18 protein-coding genes and 1 tRNA gene are annotated in these 21,947 nt (G+C 37.4%); 2 read left to right on the top strand and 17 right to left on the bottom strand.

Features of this window, described 5'->3' with window-relative positions; translation table 11 throughout:
• Positions 1–9 precede the first annotated feature (9 nt).
• From menC to GJV51_06220, 6 genes are all read right to left on the bottom strand, one after another.
• Complete coding sequence (gene menC / locus GJV51_06245; protein ID QGM25596.1) at positions 10–1,110, bottom strand: o-succinylbenzoate synthase; 1,101 nt, start codon at positions 1,108–1,110, stop codon at positions 10–12.
• Positions 1,097–1,897 (bottom strand): 2-succinyl-6-hydroxy-2,4-cyclohexadiene-1-carboxylate synthase, encoded by an 801-nt coding sequence (gene menH / locus GJV51_06240; protein ID QGM25595.1) that lies wholly within the window; start codon positions 1,895–1,897, stop codon positions 1,097–1,099. The genes menC and menH overlap by 14 nt, the downstream gene beginning before the upstream one ends.
• Positions 1,894–3,519, bottom strand: a complete 1,626-nt coding sequence (gene menD / locus GJV51_06235) for a 2-succinyl-5-enolpyruvyl-6-hydroxy-3-cyclohexene-1-carboxylic-acid synthase (GenBank protein QGM25594.1) — start codon at positions 3,517–3,519, stop codon at positions 1,894–1,896. Before menD ends, menH begins: the two co-directional genes overlap by 4 nt.
• A complete protein-coding gene (locus GJV51_06230) occupies positions 3,497–4,651 on the bottom strand; it encodes an isochorismate synthase (protein ID QGM26109.1) in 1,155 nt (384 codons plus the stop codon). The genes menD and GJV51_06230 overlap by 23 nt, the downstream gene beginning before the upstream one ends.
• 104 nt (positions 4,652–4,755) lie before the next feature.
• Positions 4,756–5,559 (bottom strand): bifunctional hydroxymethylpyrimidine kinase/phosphomethylpyrimidine kinase, encoded by an 804-nt coding sequence (locus GJV51_06225; GenBank protein QGM25593.1) that lies wholly within the window; start codon positions 5,557–5,559, stop codon positions 4,756–4,758.
• Positions 5,559–6,038 (bottom strand): hypothetical protein, encoded by a 480-nt coding sequence (locus GJV51_06220; protein QGM25592.1) that lies wholly within the window; start codon positions 6,036–6,038, stop codon positions 5,559–5,561. The genes GJV51_06225 and GJV51_06220 overlap by 1 nt, the downstream gene beginning before the upstream one ends.
• A 100-nt stretch (positions 6,039–6,138) precedes the next feature.
• On the opposite strand from GJV51_06220, the gene GJV51_06215 reads away from it, so the two are divergent.
• Positions 6,139–7,026 (top strand): DUF2179 domain-containing protein, encoded by an 888-nt coding sequence (locus GJV51_06215; protein QGM25591.1) that lies wholly within the window; start codon positions 6,139–6,141, stop codon positions 7,024–7,026.
• A 25-nt stretch (positions 7,027–7,051) separates the two neighbouring features.
• Here GJV51_06215 and topA read toward each other — a convergent pair whose 3' ends face one another.
• The 3 genes from topA to GJV51_06200 form a co-directional block, all read right to left on the bottom strand.
• Positions 7,052–9,136: a type I DNA topoisomerase gene (gene topA / locus GJV51_06210; GenBank protein ID QGM25590.1), complete on the bottom strand. Its 2,085-nt coding sequence runs from the start codon at positions 9,134–9,136 to the stop codon at positions 7,052–7,054.
• Between the two features lie 163 nt (positions 9,137–9,299).
• A complete protein-coding gene (locus tag GJV51_06205) occupies positions 9,300–9,833 on the bottom strand; it encodes a hypothetical protein (GenBank protein QGM25589.1) in 534 nt (177 codons plus the stop codon).
• A gap of 209 nt (positions 9,834–10,042) precedes the next feature.
• A tRNA-Ile gene (locus tag GJV51_06200) sits at positions 10,043–10,116 on the bottom strand.
• A gap of 491 nt (positions 10,117–10,607) precedes the next feature.
• Between GJV51_06200 and GJV51_06195 the strand changes: the two genes are divergently transcribed.
• Positions 10,608–11,777, top strand: coding sequence for a DNA-entry nuclease (locus GJV51_06195; GenBank protein ID QGM25588.1), 1,170 nt, complete (start codon positions 10,608–10,610; stop codon positions 11,775–11,777).
• A gap of 56 nt (positions 11,778–11,833) precedes the next feature.
• Here the strand turns inward: GJV51_06195 and GJV51_06190 are convergent, their stop codons facing one another.
• From GJV51_06190 to murE, 8 genes are all read right to left on the bottom strand, one after another.
• A complete protein-coding gene (locus GJV51_06190) occupies positions 11,834–13,507 on the bottom strand; it encodes a glycerophosphodiester phosphodiesterase (GenBank protein ID QGM25587.1) in 1,674 nt (557 codons plus the stop codon).
• 152 nt (positions 13,508–13,659) lie between these two features.
• On the bottom strand, positions 13,660–14,448 hold the full coding sequence (locus tag GJV51_06185; protein QGM25586.1) for an alpha/beta fold hydrolase: 789 nt from the start codon (positions 14,446–14,448) through the stop codon (positions 13,660–13,662).
• A gap of 49 nt (positions 14,449–14,497) precedes the next feature.
• Positions 14,498–15,907: a dihydrolipoyl dehydrogenase gene (lpdA, locus tag GJV51_06180; protein QGM25585.1), complete on the bottom strand. Its 1,410-nt coding sequence runs from the start codon at positions 15,905–15,907 to the stop codon at positions 14,498–14,500.
• A gap of 2 nt (positions 15,908–15,909) precedes the next feature.
• Positions 15,910–17,205 carry a dienelactone hydrolase gene (locus GJV51_06175; protein ID QGM25584.1) on the bottom strand — a complete coding sequence of 432 codons (1,296 nt, stop codon included), beginning with the start codon at positions 17,203–17,205 and terminating at the stop codon, positions 15,910–15,912.
• Positions 17,198–18,178, bottom strand: coding sequence for an alpha-ketoacid dehydrogenase subunit beta (locus tag GJV51_06170; GenBank protein QGM25583.1), 981 nt, complete (start codon positions 18,176–18,178; stop codon positions 17,198–17,200). The genes GJV51_06175 and GJV51_06170 overlap by 8 nt, the downstream gene beginning before the upstream one ends.
• Position 18,179: 1 nt before the next feature.
• Positions 18,180–19,316, bottom strand: coding sequence for a pyruvate dehydrogenase (acetyl-transferring) E1 component subunit alpha (locus GJV51_06165; protein ID QGM25582.1), 1,137 nt, complete (start codon positions 19,314–19,316; stop codon positions 18,180–18,182).
• Entirely contained in the window at positions 19,309–20,319 is a 1,011-nt protein-coding gene (locus tag GJV51_06160) for a lipoate--protein ligase (GenBank protein ID QGM25581.1), read from the bottom strand. The genes GJV51_06165 and GJV51_06160 overlap by 8 nt, the downstream gene beginning before the upstream one ends.
• Before the next feature lie 105 nt (positions 20,320–20,424).
• Positions 20,425–21,897 (bottom strand): UDP-N-acetylmuramyl-tripeptide synthetase, encoded by a 1,473-nt coding sequence (murE, locus tag GJV51_06155; protein ID QGM25580.1) that lies wholly within the window; start codon positions 21,895–21,897, stop codon positions 20,425–20,427.
• Positions 21,898–21,947: the final 50 nt, after the last annotated feature.

Raw genomic sequence — 21,947 nt, 5'->3', positions numbered from 1 at the left:
ACCTCGTTTTTAATCCGTAATTGTAAACATTTTTTCCGTTTGCAGATCTGAAAGTGCATTTAAATCAACTGTTACACCAACACCGTACTTCCTTGGCACCGATATATTCCCATGATTCACACGCAAACATTCCTCAATAATATCACGTTCAAAATAACGGCTACTATCTGAAATATCTCCGGGGAAAGCAATCTTAGGTAAACTACTAATTGCTATATCAACGCTCCTACCTAAACCGCTGGCTAGCATGCCGCCAACCCATGGTTTGTCGACAAGTTGAATAGCCTTCAAGGCACTGGAAATACCTCCAATCTTACCCTGCTTAATCGTTAAAGCCTTCGCAGAGCGACATGTCAACATCGTAGCAACATCATTAAGATTATTAATTGATTCGTCTAAACTAATAATTTTACTTGTATGCGCTTGGAGTATCGCATGCTGTACAAAATCATTTTCACCAAGCGGTTGTTCAATGAAGATAACATTTTCAGGCAATTTATTAATTTGTACAATGTTTTCATCTGTAAAACTACTGTTGGCGTCAATTGAAAATTGTTGTTCAGGATATTTTTTTAGCAGTCGGTTCAAATGTTCAAAGTCAACTACATGAGCATCAATTTTAAGCTTAATGCGCTGATATCCTTGTGCTAATGCTTCATCAATACTATCTGCCATACCCACAGCTATACCGACTGGCACTGTTACCCCTTGACCTTGAATCATCTGTTGTAGTGATTGATGCGTTAGTTTACCTATCGCATCCCAAACAGCCATTTCTAAACCAGCTTTAGCAAATGAAGCAAATGGTGTCAGTTCATTTAGACGTATCGAAAATGATTGCGGATTACTAAAAGAAAAGCTTCGAATTTGTGGTAATAAAACGTTTTTTAAAATTTCTCGACTGACGTGTTGATTTTCAAGTGTATACGAGAAATCTGCAAACGACTGTACTTCACCATAACCTAGACCTACTTCACCACTCTTTTCGTCCATCAGCTCAATGGTGACAATAGTTAACGGTCGTTTGCTAATGCTATGATGCGCAGTCTTAAAAGCTTGCAACATAGTCAGTGCAATGGGTATTAAAGTTATTTTTTTAATCTGATACATCGAGTGCCTCAATAAATGCTGTTGGTCTCTCAAAGTGCGTGTTGTGTCCAGCATTGGGCACAACACTTTTTTTTGCGTTTGGCAGTAAGTTTACCATCTCTTCGGCAATAAGATTAAATTTAACATCTTGTTCACCTACAATGACTTGTGTGGGTATGTTTAACGATTTTAAACAAGGCCAATAATTTGGCTGGACACCACTACCCATATAACGGAGCGAGTTTGCAACGTTAATTGGATTATGATTTATTCGTTGTTGATGCATAAATTTTTTTTGCGCTTGACTAAGATGCTGTTGTGTCGCAAATAGTGGCAGTTGCTCCCAATTCGTAACAAACGCTGCAAAGTGTTGCTGAATTTTTTCAGCCTTTTTGTAATCAGAAACACACCGTTCATGACGCTCTTGAATAGTTTTCAAGCCGGCAGTTGTGCTCTCTAGGTATAATCGCTGAACCAATTCGCCGTGTACCGTGGTAAAACCTAAAGCCAATCGACCACCCATTGAGTAGCCTAGTAGGTTAATATTTTCCCAATGTAAGTGATCCAATAGCATTGCTAAGTCTTGTATTTGATGGGTCATTTCAAATCTAGTAACTTCAACTAAAGGTGTATTATTTCCAAACCCCAGTAAATCCAAAGTCAGTACTTGCCCTGGTAAATGGCTAATAATAGGATTAAAATCACGATGAGATCCCATAAAACCATGTAATAATAGCCACTTTTGATTTTCATCATTATTTTTCGTTAGATAGACCTGATACGGATAATTATTGACGTTAATAATCATTTTAGCATCCCCACTACTTTTCGGTGGTCATCTCTGTTTCGCTGACGATTACTTTTATATTCAATTATTCTCGTCGTTTTGGAAGGCATCTGTAAAATTTGACTTAATGCTTCTGGATCATTCAGTTGATGATAGTCTATATCATATAAATCAGCAATCTTTTTTATGTCTATATTTAGCGGCGTACCAAATAATTGTTCAAAATACTTTGGCTCACCAGCTTGTGGTAAGAATGAAAAAATGCCACCACCATTATTATTAATGACGATAATATCTAAGGGTAACTGATAGTTTTTAGCCATCATTAACCCATTCATATCATGAAATAACGTTAAATCACCTGTTAATAAAACACTCCGTTGCTTAGTCACTGCGCTCATACCCGATGCGCTCGATATCACACCGTCAATACCATTAGCTCCACGGTTTGCGTAAATACGCTGTGTATGTTTGCCAGTAAAAAAATTATCCATGTCACGTATTGGCATGCTATTAGCCACAAAAATATGCGTGTCATCTGGAACAGCATCATCCAAAGCAGTTATAATATTCATTTCGTTACGAGTTTTTGTTACGCTAGGCAAAGAAAGCCACTTTTGATTAAAATCAACCTGATTTTTAGACAACAACAAATGCGTATTTTCCAGGAAACTATTTGGCGACATTTTGATTGCTCGTGCAATATGCCTTGTATGATCAACACCGGCATCTTCATCAACATGCCAAGTTACAATATTTTCTTCTTTTAACCACTGTAATACGCGTGCAGATACTGGTGTTTTACCAAGCCGAATAACTAAATCAGGTTTCAAATCAGCACTAATTTGATGTGCCTCAAGTAAAACATCTATACCATGAATTGTATATGTGTGTCTGCTTTGACTCAGCACGTCGGCAATGACAGGTACATTATTTTTAATAGCGAACTTTTTCAAACTATCATCATAGCTATTCAAAACATTTGGACCAGCCAATATTAATAATTTTTTGGCAGTTATTGGTGGTAAACAATATTGCCCGGATTGTTTTTCAAAAACTACTCGTTGCACATGCACCTCATCTTGGCGAGCTAAAACAGGCATTAACGGCTTGCGAAGTGGTAAATTAATTTGAATAGGTCCACGTGGCGCAGTAATAGATAAGTTAATCACTTTCTGTACCATGAAATCTATATACTCTGTCACATCGCCATGTAAGTCCTGCAAATGTATTAAAATTGCCTGTTTTGTTAATTGTCCAAACAAGTTGCTTTGTGGTATGGTCTGTGGCGCTCCATTGAACTGCAATTCTTGGGGTCTATCAGTTGATAATACGACTAATGGTATATTTGAAGCATACGCTTCTGCCACTGCTGGCATATACTCTGCAATCGCAGTACCAGATGTTCCTAATAGAGCAACAGGCTCTAAAAGTGTTTTGGCGATTCCTAAAGCAAAAAATCCAGCTGAACGTTCATCAACATCAACAAATAATTTAATTTCATTATTTTGTTCTGCGTATTCTGCTAAAAGCAATGCTATCGGCGTGCTTCTGGATCCAGGAGACACAATAAAATGTCGAATGCCACTTTTAAATAGTGCCTGAAGTAAGTGCTTTGTATTAAAAGTTAGTGTATCCGTCATTCGATAGTTCCTCCAGTAATTCAAGCATTGGTTGAAACTTTAAAGTCGTTTCTCGAAACTCTTGTTGACTATCTGATTCAGCAACAATACCAGCACCTGCAAACAGAACAGATTTTTGACCATTAACGTACATTGATCTAATGCCGACAACAAATTCACCAAAACTATTTTTTGTAAAATACCCTATTGGGGACGCAAATAAGCCTCGAGGATGCAATTCATAATGACGGATATAGGCCAAGGCACTCTTTTTTGGTAAACCGCCCAAGGCTGGGGTTGGATGCAATTTTTGGACAACATCTTTAATAGAAACGTCGGTCGCTAATGTTCCTTGTATTGGTGTATAAAGATGTTGCACCTGTTTATTTTTCAACAGTAAAGGTTTACTAGGCACATGCAATTGCGTCGTTAAACTACCCAACTGCTGAACAATACTATCTACAACATAACGATGCTCTTGATTGTTTTTTTCGCTGTTCAATAGCTCTTTACCTAGTTTAACATCTTCTAAGTCTATCTGTCCGCGACGAATCGTACCAGCCACAGCTGCTGTTTCTACTTGTTTATTATTGATTTTAACTAGTCGCTCTGGTGTAGCCGTTATGAATAGTTCAGTATCCCTTTTGATAGCCACATGATAAACATCTTGCTGTTTTTGCAATGCTGGTATGACTTTAGACAAAACTAATGCTGATGATAAGGTGACTTGCCGTTGTCGACCAAAAACCACTTTTTTTAAACTTCGATTAATACGTAATTCATTAATTAAAGTCTGCACTCTTACTTGCCAATCAGGCTCAGAACTTTCATCGATAATTCGTGGCGCTTCTAGTTCTTTTGATGGATTAGATTGTTCCAAATAGTTGTCAATATCCGTGGTACTAGATAACAATTGATTATCTTGCAATATAACTAAAAATTCTGGTTCAAACCAAAAACCTTTCATGATGCCTGCTTCTAACTGATCATCAAAAGAGCTGGCTCCAAAAATAATCGAATCTGTTTTATCTGGCATTTTTGACCATAATTTTTTTTGTCCAAACGCATACATTGTGCTTTTTTTATCACTAGTTTCAAAAAATGCAGCAACTCGAACGTTATCTAACATTTGATTTAATAAACTACGATCTATCGACCTTAACGTGCGTCGATATCGTATCATCTCGTCTATGATTACCATTTCACATGTGCCTTTAACATATAAAAAGCAACAGATGCTGATCTGTCGCTTTTATTTTAGTTGTTATGCAGACGCCTAGCAGCCTGCCAAACATTGCCTACTTCAAAATTTTCATTTAATATCACACCATTTTCAATACCCGCAAGTACAAATGCTTTTGCATCCGCTACTGCATCCGTAACACTGGACGTTACAATATTAGCTGCAATGCTTGATGAAAAAGTACAACCTGCCCCGTTATTCATGGGTATGGTTGACATTATTTTTTCCTGTTCAAATATTGTGTAGTGGTTATTATGAAACAAAACATCAACTGTTTGATTACCAGCGAGTCGTGCGCCACTTTTAACGACAACACTCTGGGCTCCAAAACTACCAATAACTTTTGCCGCAGCTTTCATATCGTCTACACTCTCAATTGTTAGACCAGACAATAATTGCGCTTCATATAGATTTGGCGTTACGATTGTGGCTAATGGTAATAATTGATTTTTGATTTCTTGTACCAAAAAATCGGTATTTGTGCTGTCTGTTTCTTTGAACACCATCACGGGATCAATAATAATAGGTATGTCGACTTTTTTTAAATACGCAACAACCAAATCAATTGTAGCAACTGTGGGCAATAAGCCAACTTTAATCGCAGCAATATCAGCTAATGCTAACGTCGAATCAAGTTGTGCTTGAATAATTTTTAAATCTGTCGGATAAATTGTAAAATCATCTTTAGTTACGGTCACAATACTTGTAATCACACTTAATCCAAAGTAACCAAATTCGTTAAACGTAGCTAAATCAGCTTGAATGCCACCACCTGAAAGTGAATCAGATCCAGCGATTGTTAGTAACTTCTTAACCATTATTGATCAGCCGATGCCGTGAAACTAATATTCTGTCCATCATCTGTTATTTGTGTCACAATAGCATCATTTCCACCTGATATAATGTTCCATGCATAAGTACGTCTATTTTCTTTAGCCCATGCAATTGCTTCACTAATTTTTTTGCCATTTAGATGTGCTGAATCAGCAACACTACTTGAGCTACTTGAAGATGATGACGAGCTTGATTCACTTGTCGATGACTCAGAATCGTTTGATTCACTGTCATCTGAGGAACTACTGTCTTCAGATGTTGAATCAGAATTTTCTTCGATTGTACTGTTTGTATTAGTTTTCTGCTCAATTGGTGTGGTTGTTTTTTGTGCTGTTGAATAATTCATGTAAATAAAAATACTCAATGCTACGACAACTAAAATTACAAGCACGATAAAAAAATTACGTATCGGATGCTTTTTCTTATAAAATTGCGGTCGTTTATAATTATTATAATCTGCCATATTAACCTCTAATCATTAATTATTATATCAAATAAAGTAATAATTTTCCCGTCATATGTATGGTATGATTAATTTCACGATACATTACGAGGTTTTAACTATGGAAACAACTAATTTAGAACGTATTTCTATCAAAGATTTAATTATGATTGCACTCGGTACTGCTATGTATGGTTGGGGCCTGATTAACATTAATATTCCTAATGATTTAGCCGAAGGTGGTATTTCGGGTATCACGCTAATTTTACGTGCGCTTTTTAAGTGGAATCCTGCTTATACTAATTTACTTCTAAATATCCCTTTACTTTTTATTGGATATCGTATTTTAGGGCGTCGTGCCCTGATTTATACCATTTGGGGCATTGCATCGCTATCATTTTGGCTTTGGTTATGGCAAATTATGCCCACACCACCTGCACTTCACCATGACATGTTAATTGCTGGTATCATCGCTGGTATCATTGCGGGATTTGGTTTAGGTATTGTATTTAGATTTGGCGGCACTTCAGGTGGTAGTGACGTTGTTGCTCGTATCATAGAACAAAAATTTAGCATTCCTATTGGACGCACAATGTTTATTTTGGATGCCTGTGTTTTACTATTATCGTTAGTATACATTGATATTGTTCACATGATGTACACACTGATTGCTTCATTTGTATTTTCACAGGTCGTTAGCATGACGCAACAAGGTGCTTATGATGCCAAGTCCTTTATGATTTTTACCCAGTATCCAGAAGAAATATCACATGCTATTATGGATGAACTCGATCGGGGCACTAGTTTGCTAAAAGCTGAAGGAGGTTACTCTCATCGAGATCAACGTGTTGTTTATGCCGTAGTTGACCCTTCAGAAGTCAGCACCGTTCGACATATTGTTGATCAGATTGATCCAAAGGCTTTTGTTTCCATATTTACAACGCAAGAGCAGCTTGGCGAGGGTTTTTCTTATCTCCGTCCCAAAAAATCAATATTCAAATTAAAATAAAAGCCACAATATAAAATTGTGGCTTTTATTTTTTGACTGGTTCTTTTTTTTCATTATCTTTTGGTGTTGTGCCATCGGCTAATGTGTTTTCAGTAGGTTTGTCCCAAGTTACAAAGTCACAATCGGGGTATCTTTGGCAACCATAAAACGTACGTCCACGTTTAGTTTTTCGCTGAACAATTTGACCTTTATGGCACTTTGGACATAACAATCCTATTTCCTGAACAATTGCTTTTGTATTACGACAATCCGGAAAGCGTGCACAAGCATAAAACTTACCATAACGCCCCATTTTAATTAGCATGGGTGCTCCACAAATCTCGCAATCCATCCCAGCCAACTCATCATGCATAATAATTTTTTCAAGAGATGTCTCAGCTTTTTCGACTTCTTTTTGAAATGGTTTAAAGAATGAATCAATAACTGGTACCCAATGTTTGTTACCCGCTTCGACCTCATCTAATTCATGTTCAACCGCGGCCGTGAACTTCATATTTGTCACATCAGGAAAACTTTCTTCAACAATCGTTTGAACAATTTCTCCTAATTCAGTTGGCACAAACTTACGCGCATCAATACGAACATAGTTCCGTCGTTGAATTGTATCTAGCGTTGGCGCGTAAGTTGATGGACGCCCTACGCCGTTCTCTTCTAAAGCTTTAATTAGCGTTGCTTCAGAATAGCGTGCTGGCGGCAAAGTGAAGTGTTGTTCAGGATCTGTATTTGCCAAGTGAACTTTATCCCCTTCACTTAGCGAAGGTAAAACGTTATCTTTCTTTTTTGCAGTTGGATAAGCTTTTGTAAATCCCTCAAAATTCGTTTTTGAACCATTAGCTCTGAAAATAACCCCATTTTGTTCGATTGTCACAGCCATCGTATCTAAAATTTCTGGTGTCATTTGGCTGGCAACAAATCTGGACCAGATTAAAGAATATAGTTTAAATTGATCAGGAGTCAATTTATCTTTGATAGATTCTGGCGTCCGATTGACATCAGATGGTCGTATGGCCTCGTGGGCATCTTGTGCCCCTTCTTGTAGTTTCCCTTGTACCGGTTTATGCTGTGAGTATTCTTCACCCCATGTATCGTGGATAAATTGAGCTGCAGCATTTTTCGCAACGGAGGAAATACGTGTCGAATCTGTACGCATATAAGTAATTAATCCTACTTGGCCTAAGCCCTTGCCCAGATTAATCCCTTCATATAATTGCTGTGCAGCCATCATTGTTTTACGCGTTCTAAATTTTAACTGCGTATTGGCTGTTTGCTGCATTGTTGACGTTGTAAATGGTGGCTGTGGCTGCCGCTTGCGTTGCTTCGTATCTACTTTAACAATATCAAAATCATCATCTTTATTCATTCGCTTCAATACATCTTGCACGCTATCATTGTCTGGCAATGGCTGCTTTTTACCATCAAAACCGTAGAATGTTGATTTGAATTTGGAGCGATTCTTTTTAAATATAGAATCTAGTGTCCAATATTCTTCTGGTTGAAAAGCCTGTATCTCACGTTCACGTGCGATGATTAAGCCTAAGGCCACAGACTGTACACGGCCAGCTGATAACCCGCGCTTAACAGTTTTCCAAAGAATCGGTGATATTGAATAACCTACTAATCGATCAAGAATACGACGTGCTTGTTGTGCATCAACAAGATCTTGATTAATAATACGTGGTGTTTTAAAGGAATTTTTAATCGTATCTTTTGTGATTTCATTGAAAACAACTCGATTGGGTTGTTCAGGATTCAAATTTAAAATATGCTGTAAATGCCAAGCTATTGCTTCTCCTTCACGATCCGGATCGGAAGCCAGATAAACAGCTTTTGCAGCTTTTGCCTCCTTGCGTAATCCCTTAATAACATCGCCTTTTCCGCGAATATTGATATACTTGGGTTCATAGTCGTTTTCGACATCAACACCTAAGGTAGATTTAGGTAAATCACGTATATGACCAAGACTAGCGACTACCTTATAGTTACGACCTAAATACTTTTCAATTGTTTTTGCTTTTGATGGACTTTCAACAATAACTAAATTTTTTTTAATTTTAGATTTCTTTCGTGGTGCTGCCTTTTTCTTTTTTGTTGCTGTTTTGGTTTCTGCCAAAGTAAATTTCCTCGCGATCTTTTATATTTCAATATAATATTTTCTGTTACATCAGTCACTAATCAAATTGTTTAAGACTTTATAATTTAAAATTGATTTGATTATAACATAAAACCGTCTATCCAGAATTAATCTAAACAGACGGCATCATTGAAAATAAATTTTATCTTCTCCAAGCAAAGAAATGTATTAGTTTAATAATACCTATTACTAATAAAGAGGCTCCCAGTAATTGCCAGAGAAAGATTGCACTAATCAAAGGTGCAAACAATAAGGAAATCCCACCAATAATACTGATGAAAGCAGAAAACATCGCCCACCCTTTTTGAGTATAGTACTTTAGTGATCCAAATTCGATAATTCCTTCGAGTATCCATGTCATACCAACAAGCAGACCAACAATTATAAACAAATAGGTGGTTGCTGCATACAAATTGATAAAAGTGAATACACCAGCGATAAAGTAGACAGCCCCAATAACCAAATTACCTACACGAGCCCAACCGTCTTCATCTTTTCGATCGAATACTGATGCAATGTGCGATATGCCTATCGCAATGAAAGCTAACCCAATCAAAGCGGCTACTACTGAAGCACTGTGCGTTGGCCAAAAAAGTATTAGAGCACCAAAAATGATTGATACAATAGCATCGAACCCGATAATATTACGTAGTTTTTTTAAAAATACGTCTGACATTATTTATCCTCCTTTTTACTTATTTTATATTATACGCTTTTAGTGAACTATTCTCACTTCGGATTATTCCTAGTGTTTAATATACTTTAGAAATATCTCATCATCTACTTTTTGAAAACAAAAGCCAACCAAAATACTTCGTTTGGTTGGCTTTATACTATTTTGCTATTTCGTTTCACAGATTTTTACTGAATGAAAAATAAAATTGATGGACCATGTTGGACTCGAACCAACGACCGAACGGTTATGAGCCGTTTGCTCTAACCAACTGAGCTAATGGTCCAGACAGTAATGCCCCACAATAGTGCTTTGAAATAAAATTGGTAATTTTACATCATTATGTTTTCGAAACTATCGTAGGTCACAACCAAGTTAAATTATATCATCAAAACATCATAAATTAAACTTGAAAAATAAGATATGTTTTTCCGCGGCCACATCTTATTTATTGTACACATTTCAGCATACCTATTTAAGGAGCATCTGACTCGTTGTCAGAAAATTATTAATGTGTAAACAAATATTTAGCAAAAAGGAAGCGCTTACAACATAATTATATCAGCATTCTAAGTTTCGTCAATGACTTTATTGCCTTTTATAATATAACTATTTTAAGTTTACACATCTAATAGCTAAACTGTACAAATATATTTGCATGTCATACGTTAAGCGTACTATACTCAAGGAAGTGTGGCAACTTATACTTAAAAGATTCTCCCTATTTTTTAATACGTGCCAAATATTCACGTTAAACTGTTCGGGAGAGAATTTATTATGTTAAAGTTACTAAAAAGAGTGACTATCAGTATGCTGTTAGTTGTTGCCACTAGTACAGTATATCCTGCACTGGGTGTTGCTGCTGACAGTTATCAGAATGACAAATTAAGTGGTGCCGAGCAGCATCCTCTTGATTTCAAAGACGAAAAACAACTCGTTTTATCTGATCAAGATAGTCAAAATCGTGCAGTTGATGCACATATTCAGCTTAATTACGCTGATGAACCAACTGCAAAACAAGCAACAAAGCTAAATTACAATCCTGTTGGTTGGCACAACTATAAGTTCAAATATAAGAAAGCTAACGCCTCTATTGGTAAGTCATGGTTATTCAATCGTGGGCATCTTATTGGTTATCAATTTAGCGGTTTAAATGATGAAGCAAAGAACTTAGTTCCAGAAACAGCTTACCTCAATACTGGTGCACTTAAAAAATCAAATGCCAGTAACAAAAAAGCTATGCTTTATTATGAAAGAGGTCTCACAAAATGGCTTAAAAACAACAAATCGAGTCGTTTAGATTATCAAGTTACACCAATGTATAGTGGTAACGAACTCTTACCTCGCCAAATTCGCCTATCTTATGTGGGTTATTCTAACTCTGGGAAAAAAGTTAAGATTAGTCTTAACTCATATCGTGAAGAAGATGGTAATGACGATGCAACCGTAGTTTATCTCAATAATAATAGTTCAAACGCAATTATTAATTATGCTGATGGAACAGCCAAAAATACACTACACAAAAAGGCTGACTTAGCTGCTCAGAAAGCAGCTGAAGCAAAAGCTAGCTCTGAGGCAGCATCTTCATCTGCCAGAGCCAGTTCTGAGGCAGCATCATCTGCCAAAGCTAGTTCTGAAGCAGAACAATCTTCAATAGCCGCTGCACAAAAAGCTGCAAGTGAAGCTAGTGTATCACAGGCAGCCGCCGCATCATCTCAAGCAGCAGCTAATTCTGCAGCAGCAGCTTCAGCTGCACAAGCAGCGCAGAACCAATCTGCAGCGACGCAAACTTATACTGGTGAAAGCCAACAAATTATCGGAAATGCAAAATCACATATCTATCATGTTCCTGGCCAAGCTGGCTACTATATGAACAATAGTAACGCTGTTTATTTTAATAGTGAAGCAGACGCGCAAGCAGCAGGATATCGTAAATCATTGCGTTAACAAAAAAGCCCTCGCGGGCATACATAGCTATCTTACATAATCTCAAAAAGATTAAATTAAATATCACTTTGCTGATTCAAAATCATAGAAATAAACGCTCTACGATAAGTCAACTTTTCACTAACGTTTTTTAGAATCTGTCGTGTTTCTCGTGGCTTATCTGTAATCACGCCATCGACACCTATCATGTAGGCCGTTTCAACATCAAACCTGTCATTCACTGTCCAACTATACAAATCTTTATTATGGTTCCTTATTTGGCTGGATAAATGTGCATCCACCTTTGAATATTCTATCGCATAGAATTGACTAATTTTGTTTCCATCAATTGTATTTTTAACGGGTGATAATAATCCTGTAGTTAAACTGGTATATTGATGTATTCGTTTAATAACGTTTTGGTTCATCGATTGAATTTCACTTTTATTTTCTTTCATTTTTTTGCCATATTTGTTGACAAATTGTTTTAACTGCTTATCTGTTATGGTTTGATTTAACTTCAATTCTACTAATAATTTTTGCTTTTTCTGATTAGCCAAATCAATGTATTTCGAAAAACTAGTCAAATAAAATTGATGCCCATCTTCTATAACTTTTTTGGTTTTCAAAGTCGACCAGTTTGTTTTTGATATGTCAACAGTCTCACCCGAGACTGTTTTTATTTTAGTATTGTGTGTCAGAACATATACACCATCTTTTGTGGGTTGAATGTCAATTTCAATGTAATCAGGATGAGTAGCGATAGTTTTTTTCAAAGCAATTAACGAATTAGGGACAGCATTCGGATATGAAACACCTTTATGTGCAATCACTAAATATTTTTCTCTTGGGGATATAAAATAATTACCTGAAATCAAAGTACTGCCTGCCCCAATCACTACGAGCATTAACCCCTGCGAAAGTATCGAAGAATCTCTTAATTTTGTTCCAGCATCTTTCTTGGGGCCAATTGTCAAAAGCGTGACATATAGATTTAAGATGTACGCAGTAATCACATACATTAATGCACTTGTAGTCGCAAGTAAGATATTAGCAATGAAGCGTTTAGTATTTACGTCAAAAACATTATCAGCCAATAACTGCACTAAATATAATAAAGCAAAACAAATGCCACTGGCCACCACCAAACGAATTATTGATTTTAAAAATAATTGTACTGCTGAGACCATGCTCTCTCTTGCAGACATTTTAATAGCATCTAGTAAGGAATGATCTTGAGAAATGGCAAAATAACTTATGTGTCGGAATTTAACTAATAATAAAATCAATACAAGATAGCACACTATAAAAATTGTATTTGCCCAAAACCCACTAACCATATCAACAAATGTTTTTGGTAATGTAAAATATTGAGCAAATGGTACTTTTAACCCAATTTCAACTAAAGGAATCATCAAAATCATAAATAACACAATTGAAATATGTAATTTATAAGACAATAATTGCTTGGTAAAACTCTTTCCGTCTACTTCTCCCCACGAACGACGAAGAAAGTATAATACAATACCTGCGAACATAAACCAGAGGACAATATAAACCGCAATTATTCCCAGTAAAGATCCTAAGTATTTTGAAGCTGAGTTGGTCAGTGAAGTGATACTACTTGTGTCAACTCGATAAAAGTCTGGTAACGTTTTTTGAGCAAAATAGATGATTATTTTGGCAACGAGATTGTAAATAAACAAGGCGACTGCCCATTTAAAAAGTATATTTAATTTTATTTTCTTCATAGCTACTCTCTCTCAAACTTCAGGGATAATATATTTTTTACTTTAGACATAAAAAAGAAAGCGCAAGCTAGTACTATTTATAGTACTTAACCTGAACAATCTCATATTACCATTAAAATAAGTTAATGTCATACATTGCTATTAGCACTTTACTAATCAATGACGCGTTTTAAAAAGTTGATAGTCACCTGATTAAAATTTTCTGGCTCTTCAATATGCGGTATATGTCCCGATCTTTCAAATATATGTTCTTCACCAAGTGTGGACATATTCGTCAAATCTTTAACATGGTCAGCTGGCCATAAGGGAGAATGTTTACCTGCCAAGAATAAATGTGGTACGCGTTCACGTTTAACAATGTCACGCCAATCTTCAATAAAACTATTTACTAATAACGGTTCATTATATTTAAAGTTAAAAGGATGATAAGCTGCCGCAAGTTTACGTTTGATATCACTTGAAATTTTAGCATGTGTTAATTTAGTATGTGGTAGCTTCTCTGCTGCCGTCCATATCATTGTTATATCTGCATTAAAAATCCCTACAGACCAAGTTTCATCCCTCAATATCTTGGGAATTTGATCTTCCGTGATAATCGCTTTGATATTTGCTTCGCCATAAAGTGACAAATAAGACCAAATAGTACTTGCCCCCATGGAATGCCCTACAAGAATTACTTGATTTAGCTGCAGTGCTGCAATCAACTCAGCTAAATCCTGCCCATGTCTTGACATGCGCATGCCATAATTAACTGTTTGACTTTCACCATGATTGCGACGATCATAAGTAATCACCTGAAACCCTGCTTGTTTCAGCGGTTCTATTTGTGCCGACCATGTAGCCTGATTTCCTGAATAACCTGCAATTAAAATAACTGGCTGTCCATCACCGTATATATTGTAATTCAGTTTTACGTCATCATTTGTTATAAATGTTGACATTAGTTACCCCCGCCATCTTTTAATCTTAAACTCAACATGCATTTTGCACTTAAATATGAATTGGTAACCCATCAGCTAACTCAGCTGCATCCATAATAGCTTCACCGAGTGTTGGATGTGGGTGTATTGTCAATGAAATATCCTTCGTTGTCAAACCATTTTCGATCGCTAAAGACAACTCGGAAATCAAGTCCGATGCAGCAGGGCCAACAACCTGCGCACCAATTAAGGCATTGCTACTCTTATCACTAATCAGCCGTACAAAACCGACAGCTTGATCCATAGAAATAGCACGACCATTACCGACAAACGGGAACTTTGAAATTTTTGCATCCAAATGATTCACTTTGACAGAATCTGGCGTTTCTCCAGTTGTTGCTAATTCATACTGCGTATAGGCTACAGACGGTAATGAGTAATGTAAATCACGTGCTTGTGCATCTTCCGCGATAGCCGCAGCAGCTATTTTACCTTCAAAACTTGCTTTATGAGCCAGCTGTGGCCCCGCAACTATGTCACCAATGGCATATATGTGCGGTACACTCGTTCTCATTGTATCATCTTTTATAATCAAACCTTTGCTGTCTACTTTGATATCGGTGTTGTTTAAACCCAGGCCATCAGTATTGGCGCGACGTCCCACAGCTACTAGAAGGTAATCGCCGGTAATACTTTGCTCCTTACCGTCTGCCTCATAGACCAACGTCACTTCCGTATCAGTTTGTGTTGCTTTCTTAGCTATTGCAGATGTCACAATCACACCACCATGAGCTTTAAAATCATCTAATACTGGTTTCGTCATTTCCGAATCAAAACCGTTCAATGTATGATCCAAACCCTCAATAATGGTTACTTGTGCGCCTAAATTAGCATAAGCACCGCCAATCTCAGACCCAATAACGCCACCACCGATGATAATTAATTTTTTTGGTATTTCGGTAAAAGCTAAAGCACCTGTAGAGTCAACAATGCGTCCACCAAACGGAATAGTTGGAATTTCAATTGGCCTCGAGCCTGTAGCAATTATCGCATTGTTAAACTGCAATAATTCATGACCATCCTCTTGTAAAACATTCACGGTCTCATTGTCATTGAATACTGCCTCTCCTTTAACAATTTCAACATGATGTTTTTTTAATAACATCTCTACACCGGAAGTTAGTGTGTGTACCACCTTATTTTGTTTCCAATTTTGTGTCTGTTGCCAGTCTAGTGTGGCACCAGAAGTGATTAATCCAAACGGTGTTTCCTCAGTTGCTTCACGGTATCGATGACCGACATTAATTAATGCCTTTAATGGAATACAGCCAATATTTAAACAAACACCACCAATATTATCACGCTCGATAATAACGACTTTTTTTCCAAGATCGGCAGCCCGAATAGCAGCAACATAACCACCAGGGCCAGATCCAATAACTACTGTGTCTATTTCACGTGCTTGTGCGCCAACAACCATAATTATACCTCCATCAACATATAGGCCGGATCAGATAACAACTGCTTCAAATAATTCAGAGCCGACTGTCCTAACATGCCATCAATCAAACGATGATCATAGGTCAATGACAATTTCATATTCCGGCCCACGGCTAACTCTCCGTCATCATTGACAATAGGTTCTTTTAAGATTGAACCTAATCCTAATATAGCTACTTCTTTTCCGTTAATGATTGGTGTAAACCAAGTACCTCGAGCCGAACCAAGGTTAGAAATTGTGATTGTTCCGCCCTGCATTTGGTTAGACGTAATTGACCCATCACGAACTGATTCAGCAAGATCAGTTATTTCTTGCGCAATTGTGAAAATAGATTTTCGATCTGCGTTCTTAATGACTGGCACAAACAAACCAGCAGGAGAATCCACAGCGATACCCATATTAACATCATCGTGATAAACAATTTCCTGTGCCTTCATGTCAACACTAGCATTTAATTCTGGGAATTTCTTTGCGACAGCTGCCAACGCTTTAACAGCATAGGCTAGGTATGTTAAACGCAGCCCCTTGTCATCTCGAGCTATTTCCTTAAACGCATTACGGTGATCAACCAATTTTCTAACATCAACAGAGTCAAAATTTGTCACTGTTGGAATAGCAACTTGCGTATCCATCGCCTTGGCTATTGCCTTACGTACTGGTGTCATTGGTTGACGGCCTTCACGTAATACTGGAGCTGATTCATTTTTCTCATAAGCAGCTACAGACGGCTCATGTTGAGATGTGGTTGACATTTTCGGTTGAGTAGATGCTGAACTATCTAATTCTTGGAAGTTTTCAACGTCTGCCAATGTAACATGGCCATGGCGACCAGTAGCTGGTACTTTTGTTAAATCTATATTTTTCTCATAGGCTAAATGGCGTACTGATGGCATTGCCAATACACGTCCATTTGCCACTTGAACAGCATTGTTTTCATTAATAATTGTATTTTGAGGTGTGCTGTTTTCTGTCTCTACAACATTTGAAGAGATACTTGATTGTGAAACTTGACTGTTATCGAGATTGTTTTCACCACTACTGTCACCATCAAACTCAATTAATGGATCACCAACCTCAACCGTTGTTCCGGCATCAACAAATAGTTTTGTCACTTGACCAGTATAAGGAGACAAAATTTCTTGAATCAGTTTGTCATTTTGCACTTCTGCAACTGGGTCATCAGCCGTTATCGTATCACCAACTTTAACTAGCCAAGAAGTAATATCTCCTTCCGCCATACCTTCGCCAATATCTGGCATCTTAAAAATCTCAGTCATAATTTACAACCTCCATTACTTTGGCCACAACATCGTCAGACTTAATCATCCAATCGTTTTCTGCTTGCCCAAATGGATAAACAGAGTCTGGTGCAGCTACTCGACCGATAGGTGCTTTTAAACTCAAAATAAATCGTTCAGAAATTTCACTCATAACTGCGGCACCAACACCTGCCATTCGTTGTGCTTCTTGAACAACAACTACTCGGCCTGTTTTAGCAACTGTTTCTCCGATTGATTGAATATCGAGTGGTGAAACTGTACGAAGATCTAGCACCTCAGCTGAAATACCGTTCTTAGATAATTCTTCCGCAGCCTTCAAGGCAACGGGTACACCACCGCCATACGAAATGATTGATATATAATCTCCTTCGCGTGCAATTGCAGCTTTATCTAATGGTGTTGTGTAGTATCCTTCCGGTACCTCACCTTTCAATGATCTATACAAATGTAAATTTTCTAAAAATACAACTGGATCATTGGATGCAATAGAACTTAGTAGCAACCCTTTTGCGTCGGCGGGATTTGCTGGCATCACAACCCGGATACCAGGGATTTGTGCTACCATGCCCTCTAAATTATCAGCATGCATTTCTGGCGTTTTAGTTCCGCCACCATAAGGAGAACGGACAACAATTGGCATGCTTCGTGTACCATTAAACCGGAAACGATTTCGTGCCATTTGACCTGCTATCGAATCCATTACTTCAAATAGAAAGCCAAAGAATTGAATTTCCATAATTGGACGATAATTTTGAGTAGTCAGACCAATTGCCATACCACCTATACCTGATTCTGCTAAAGGTGTATTAAATACACGATCTTCGCCATATTTAGCTTGAAGACCATCAGTGGCACGGAAAACACCGCCATTTTTTCCAACATCTTCACCAAATATAATCACATCATCATCTTTTTCCAATGCCAAGTCCATTGCTTCACGGATGGCATCGATATAACTTTTCACAGCCATGTTACTTTCCCTCGCTTTCAAACTTAGCTATTTGCTCTTTCATTGCTTGACTTGGGACTTCGAGTGTATTTTTAATAAAGTTAGAAATTTTTTGTTTGTCGACATTATCTGCAATCTTAATTTGGTCATCAATTAGTTGATTAACTTCTTTTACGTAATCATCTTCTTGTTTTTCGTTCCAAATACCCTGATCCTGCAATAACTTACGCATACGAATAAGTGGTTCTTTTTCCCACCATTCTTCAATATCATCTTTCGTTCGGTAACGTAGCGGATCATCTCCGGCTGTCGAATGAGCCTCCAAACGATTAGTAATCGTTTCAATTAGCACAGGGCCATTACCATTTACCGCCCATGAACGAGCCTCTTTAGAAGCCAAATAGACAGCGATTGGATCGTTTCCATCGACTACTAAGCTTGGTAATCCAGCCGCCCAACCTTTTGCAGCTAAATGCGGTGCTGCTGTTTGCACAGCGCGTGGTGTAGAAATAGCGTAACCATTATTTTGAACAAAGAACACTGCATTAGCGTGATACGCTCCGGCAAAATTTATACCCTCATAAAAATCTCCCTGCGATGTACCACCGTCACCTGTATAAGCATACACGACTGCGTTTTTCTTACGTTTTTTCAACCCCAATCCAATACCAGCTGCCTCCACATATTGAGCCCCAATGATAATCTGTGGCATCCATGAATTTACAGGTTTATCGTCTTCGGTAGTGTATACATTCCCTAAAACATGCCCACGGGACCACAAAATTGCCTTCCAAATCGGCCATCCCTTCATAACAATTTGCGGGATGTCACGATAACCCGGCATTAGCCAATCATCATCAGTAAAAGCATAAGAGGAAGCCATCTGCGATGCTTCTTGACCAGCTGTTGGTGCAAAAAATCCAAATCTTCCTTGCTTAGCTAACTTTGTTGAACGAATATCTAATTGTCGACTTAAAATCATGCGTTTTAGAATATTGATTAGGTCATCATTAGACAACTCAGCACGCTCAAACGCTTCATTATCAACAATTTTTCCAGTATTATCTAATACACTTAATGTTGGAAAACTGTCGGCTTGCGCAGTTAGCTGATAATTAAAGTCAAGTATTTGCTTATTTGTTGCTGTTATGTCAGCCATTTATTTTTACCTCATCTTTCTGAAAGAATGTTTCTAAAAGCTCATCGTTGGTGATACTTCCAAAGTATTGCCCATCTTTATTTCTATCAAGTACTTCGGCAATTGCATCATGAGTAAATGGTATACCAATGAATGCTGATTTTATTTCACGCCAATCTCTAACCCCTAGAAAGTCTCCTGTAAAGTTTATATCTGTAATATCACCATTGTTAACATCAATTTGTACATCAATTGCCCCACCACTATATTTAGCATGATTATTATACATAAACTGTGGGCTTTTTCCGTAATTCCATGACCACTGTGAAAACTTTTCATCGCGCATCTTTTTGATAGCGGCTTTTTGTTCTTCATTCAACACATATTCAGTGTCTTTACCCTGGTCTGTTAAATAATATTTCAACTGATCAATAAATGTACTAATAGTTAACCCTTCAGGTGCATAATCTTTGATGTTGCCAACACGAGCACGAACTGATTTAGCCGCTTTAGATATGAATTTTTCGTCAGCCACGTTAAGAGAACGTACCATAGCATCCACATCAGTGTCCCAGAGTAATGTGCCATGGTGCATTAGATAGCCGCCCGCATATCTCTGGGCATTTCCGGAAACCTTTTTTCCCTCAATCTCTAAATCATTCCGTCCGGAGATATCAACATGTATGCCAAGTGACTCTAAAGCATCTGCCATTGGTTTAACAAACCGATGAAAATCCACATTGGCGCTAGTCGCAACTGGAACAAAAAATGTAAAACAAATATTGCCCAAATCATGATAAACTGCGCCTCCCCCTGAAACACGACGAACAACTTGAACATTCTCTGACGCTATATACGCCTGATTTACCTCTGAAAAGGTGTTTTGATTTTCACCAACAATGACCGCTTTTTTATTCTGCCATAATGCAAAAATTGGTTTCTCTGGTTTTAAATTTTTTAATAACCAAGCATCCATAGCGATATTAGTATAGGCATCTTGATTAAAGTAATTAATAAATTGCATATCATCAGCTCCTTTTTTGTAACCGCTTACACCTTACAATTTAATTGTACCACTAGTTTCCAAAAAAATGAGCAATTTTAGCGTTTACAGCGCAAAAAAGAACCTTTATAGGTTCTTTATCTGGTCTTTAAATTTTTTTACAACGGCGAAATCACCAATATAAGGCACATCAACACCGTCTATTTTTTGATAGGGATCTTCACCTTTACCAGCAACAATCACAATATCGTTTTCATGTGCAGCAGAAATCGCTTGATGGATGGCGGCAATACGATCCATTTCATAATGCACTTCTAATTTATCATTATTGATGTGCGCTGCAATCTCATGTGCAATATCTAATGGACTTTCAAATTGTGGATCATCAGCGGTTAAATAAACTACATCAGCCAAATCACTCACTACGTGTCCAAAATCAGCACGTCTCGAAACACCCTTATTACCTGGAGAACCAACTACAACAAGCACTCTGCCATTTGGATATTGGGCTTGTGCAAAGCTAAGTAAGGCTCGCATGGAGACAAAATTATGCGCATAATCAACGAAAGCAACACCATGTCCTTTAATCGGCAAACTAAGCATTCGACCAGGAATAAACACTTCGTCCAAGCCTTTCATCATCGATTGGTGTTTAACACCGGCAAAAGCAACTAACATCATTGCTGCCATTGCGTTTGATTCATTGAAGTCCCCTGGAACATTTAGACGATACGAACCGAGCATCTCGTTGAATTCACTCTTAACAACCGTGAACTTACTTTCATGAATGGCACTTTCTTCAGAAGTAAACATTTGATGGCTGTATGTATAAACCTTATGATGCGTTTTTTTAGCATAGGTATAAATCTGATCAAAATGGTCAGTTTCAGCGTTAACAATTACTTCATCTGAGTGATCTAGTAACATCAATTTGTGTGCCAAATAATCTTCAAATGTTGGGTGCTCATTAGGGCCAATATGGTCCGGGGATATATTCAAAAAGACGCCTACATCATAGCGAAGTCCATAAACACGATTTTTAAGGTAGGCTTGTGAACTCACTTCCATCACAAGATGAGTCATACCATTATCGACAACTTGACGCATATCCTTAAACAATTCATACGACTCAGGCGTCGTTAAATCGGACTTTTTCTTATCGGATACTTGCGGGCCGGTAATGCGATCAACTGTGGAAAATAAAGCTGTATGATTGTTTGTTGCCTCTTTCAACATTGTATAGGCAAAATAAGCAGCAGTCGTTTTACCTTTAGTACCCGTAAAAGCACCTATCCATAGCTGCTTCTGTGGATAGTCAAAAAAAGCCATTGATAGCAACGATAACGCCTTCTGAACGTTCGTTACTTGCCATTGCGGTAAATCAACATCAATTTTTGTTTCTGTAATTAATCCCGTAATACCATGTACATTATCCAAGTAAGTTCTTTTAAAGGCACCCTTAATAACAAATAACGTATTTTTTTGCACTTCTCGCGTATCATAGTGTAAAAAATCAAACGTCATATCAACGTCTGGTGCATTCAACAATAGATTATGAGCCACTAATAAATTTTGAATTGTTTCAGTTGTTAATTTCATAATTTCATTATACTAAAAAAGCTGTGCAATAGTCGCACAAACTTTTAATT

Source organism: Leuconostoc mesenteroides subsp. mesenteroides, assembly GCA_009676745.1.
Taxonomy (GTDB): domain Bacteria; phylum Bacillota; class Bacilli; order Lactobacillales; family Lactobacillaceae; genus Leuconostoc; species Leuconostoc koreense.
This window is presented reverse-complemented; position numbering and strand designations above follow the sequence as displayed.

Bases quoted from the DNA above. Each gene is read 5' to 3' on its own strand.
- GJV51_06195 (QGM25588.1), top strand. From the start codon at position 10,608: ATGTTAAAGTTACTAAAAAGAGTGACTATCAGTATGCTGTTAGTTGTT.
- GJV51_06215 (QGM25591.1), top strand. From the start codon at position 6,139: ATGGAAACAACTAATTTAGAACGTATTTCTATCAAAGATTTAATTATG.
- murE (QGM25580.1), bottom strand. From the start codon at position 21,897: ATGAAATTAACAACTGAAACAATTCAAAATTTATTAGTGGCTCATAAT.
- GJV51_06225 (QGM25593.1), bottom strand. From the start codon at position 5,559: ATGGTTAAGAAGTTACTAACAATCGCTGGATCTGATTCACTTTCAGGT.
- GJV51_06160 (QGM25581.1), bottom strand. From the start codon at position 20,319: ATGCAATTTATTAATTACTTTAATCAAGATGCCTATACTAATATCGCT.
- GJV51_06175 (QGM25584.1), bottom strand. From the start codon at position 17,205: ATGACTGAGATTTTTAAGATGCCAGATATTGGCGAAGGTATGGCGGAA.
- GJV51_06185 (QGM25586.1), bottom strand. From the start codon at position 14,448: ATGTCAACATTTATAACAAATGATGACGTAAAACTGAATTACAATATA.
- GJV51_06190 (QGM25587.1), bottom strand. From the start codon at position 13,507: ATGAAGAAAATAAAATTAAATATACTTTTTAAATGGGCAGTCGCCTTG.
- GJV51_06170 (QGM25583.1), bottom strand. From the start codon at position 18,178: ATGGCTGTGAAAAGTTATATCGATGCCATCCGTGAAGCAATGGACTTG.
- menH (QGM25595.1), bottom strand. From the start codon at position 1,897: ATGATTATTAACGTCAATAATTATCCGTATCAGGTCTATCTAACGAAA.
- GJV51_06205 (QGM25589.1), bottom strand. From the start codon at position 9,833: ATGTCAGACGTATTTTTAAAAAAACTACGTAATATTATCGGGTTCGAT.
- menD (QGM25594.1), bottom strand. From the start codon at position 3,519: ATGACGGATACACTAACTTTTAATACAAAGCACTTACTTCAGGCACTA.
- GJV51_06165 (QGM25582.1), bottom strand. From the start codon at position 19,316: ATGGCTGACATAACAGCAACAAATAAGCAAATACTTGACTTTAATTAT.
- GJV51_06220 (QGM25592.1), bottom strand. From the start codon at position 6,038: ATGGCAGATTATAATAATTATAAACGACCGCAATTTTATAAGAAAAAG.
- lpdA (QGM25585.1), bottom strand. From the start codon at position 15,907: ATGGTTGTTGGCGCACAAGCACGTGAAATAGACACAGTAGTTATTGGA.
- menC (QGM25596.1), bottom strand. From the start codon at position 1,110: ATGTATCAGATTAAAAAAATAACTTTAATACCCATTGCACTGACTATG.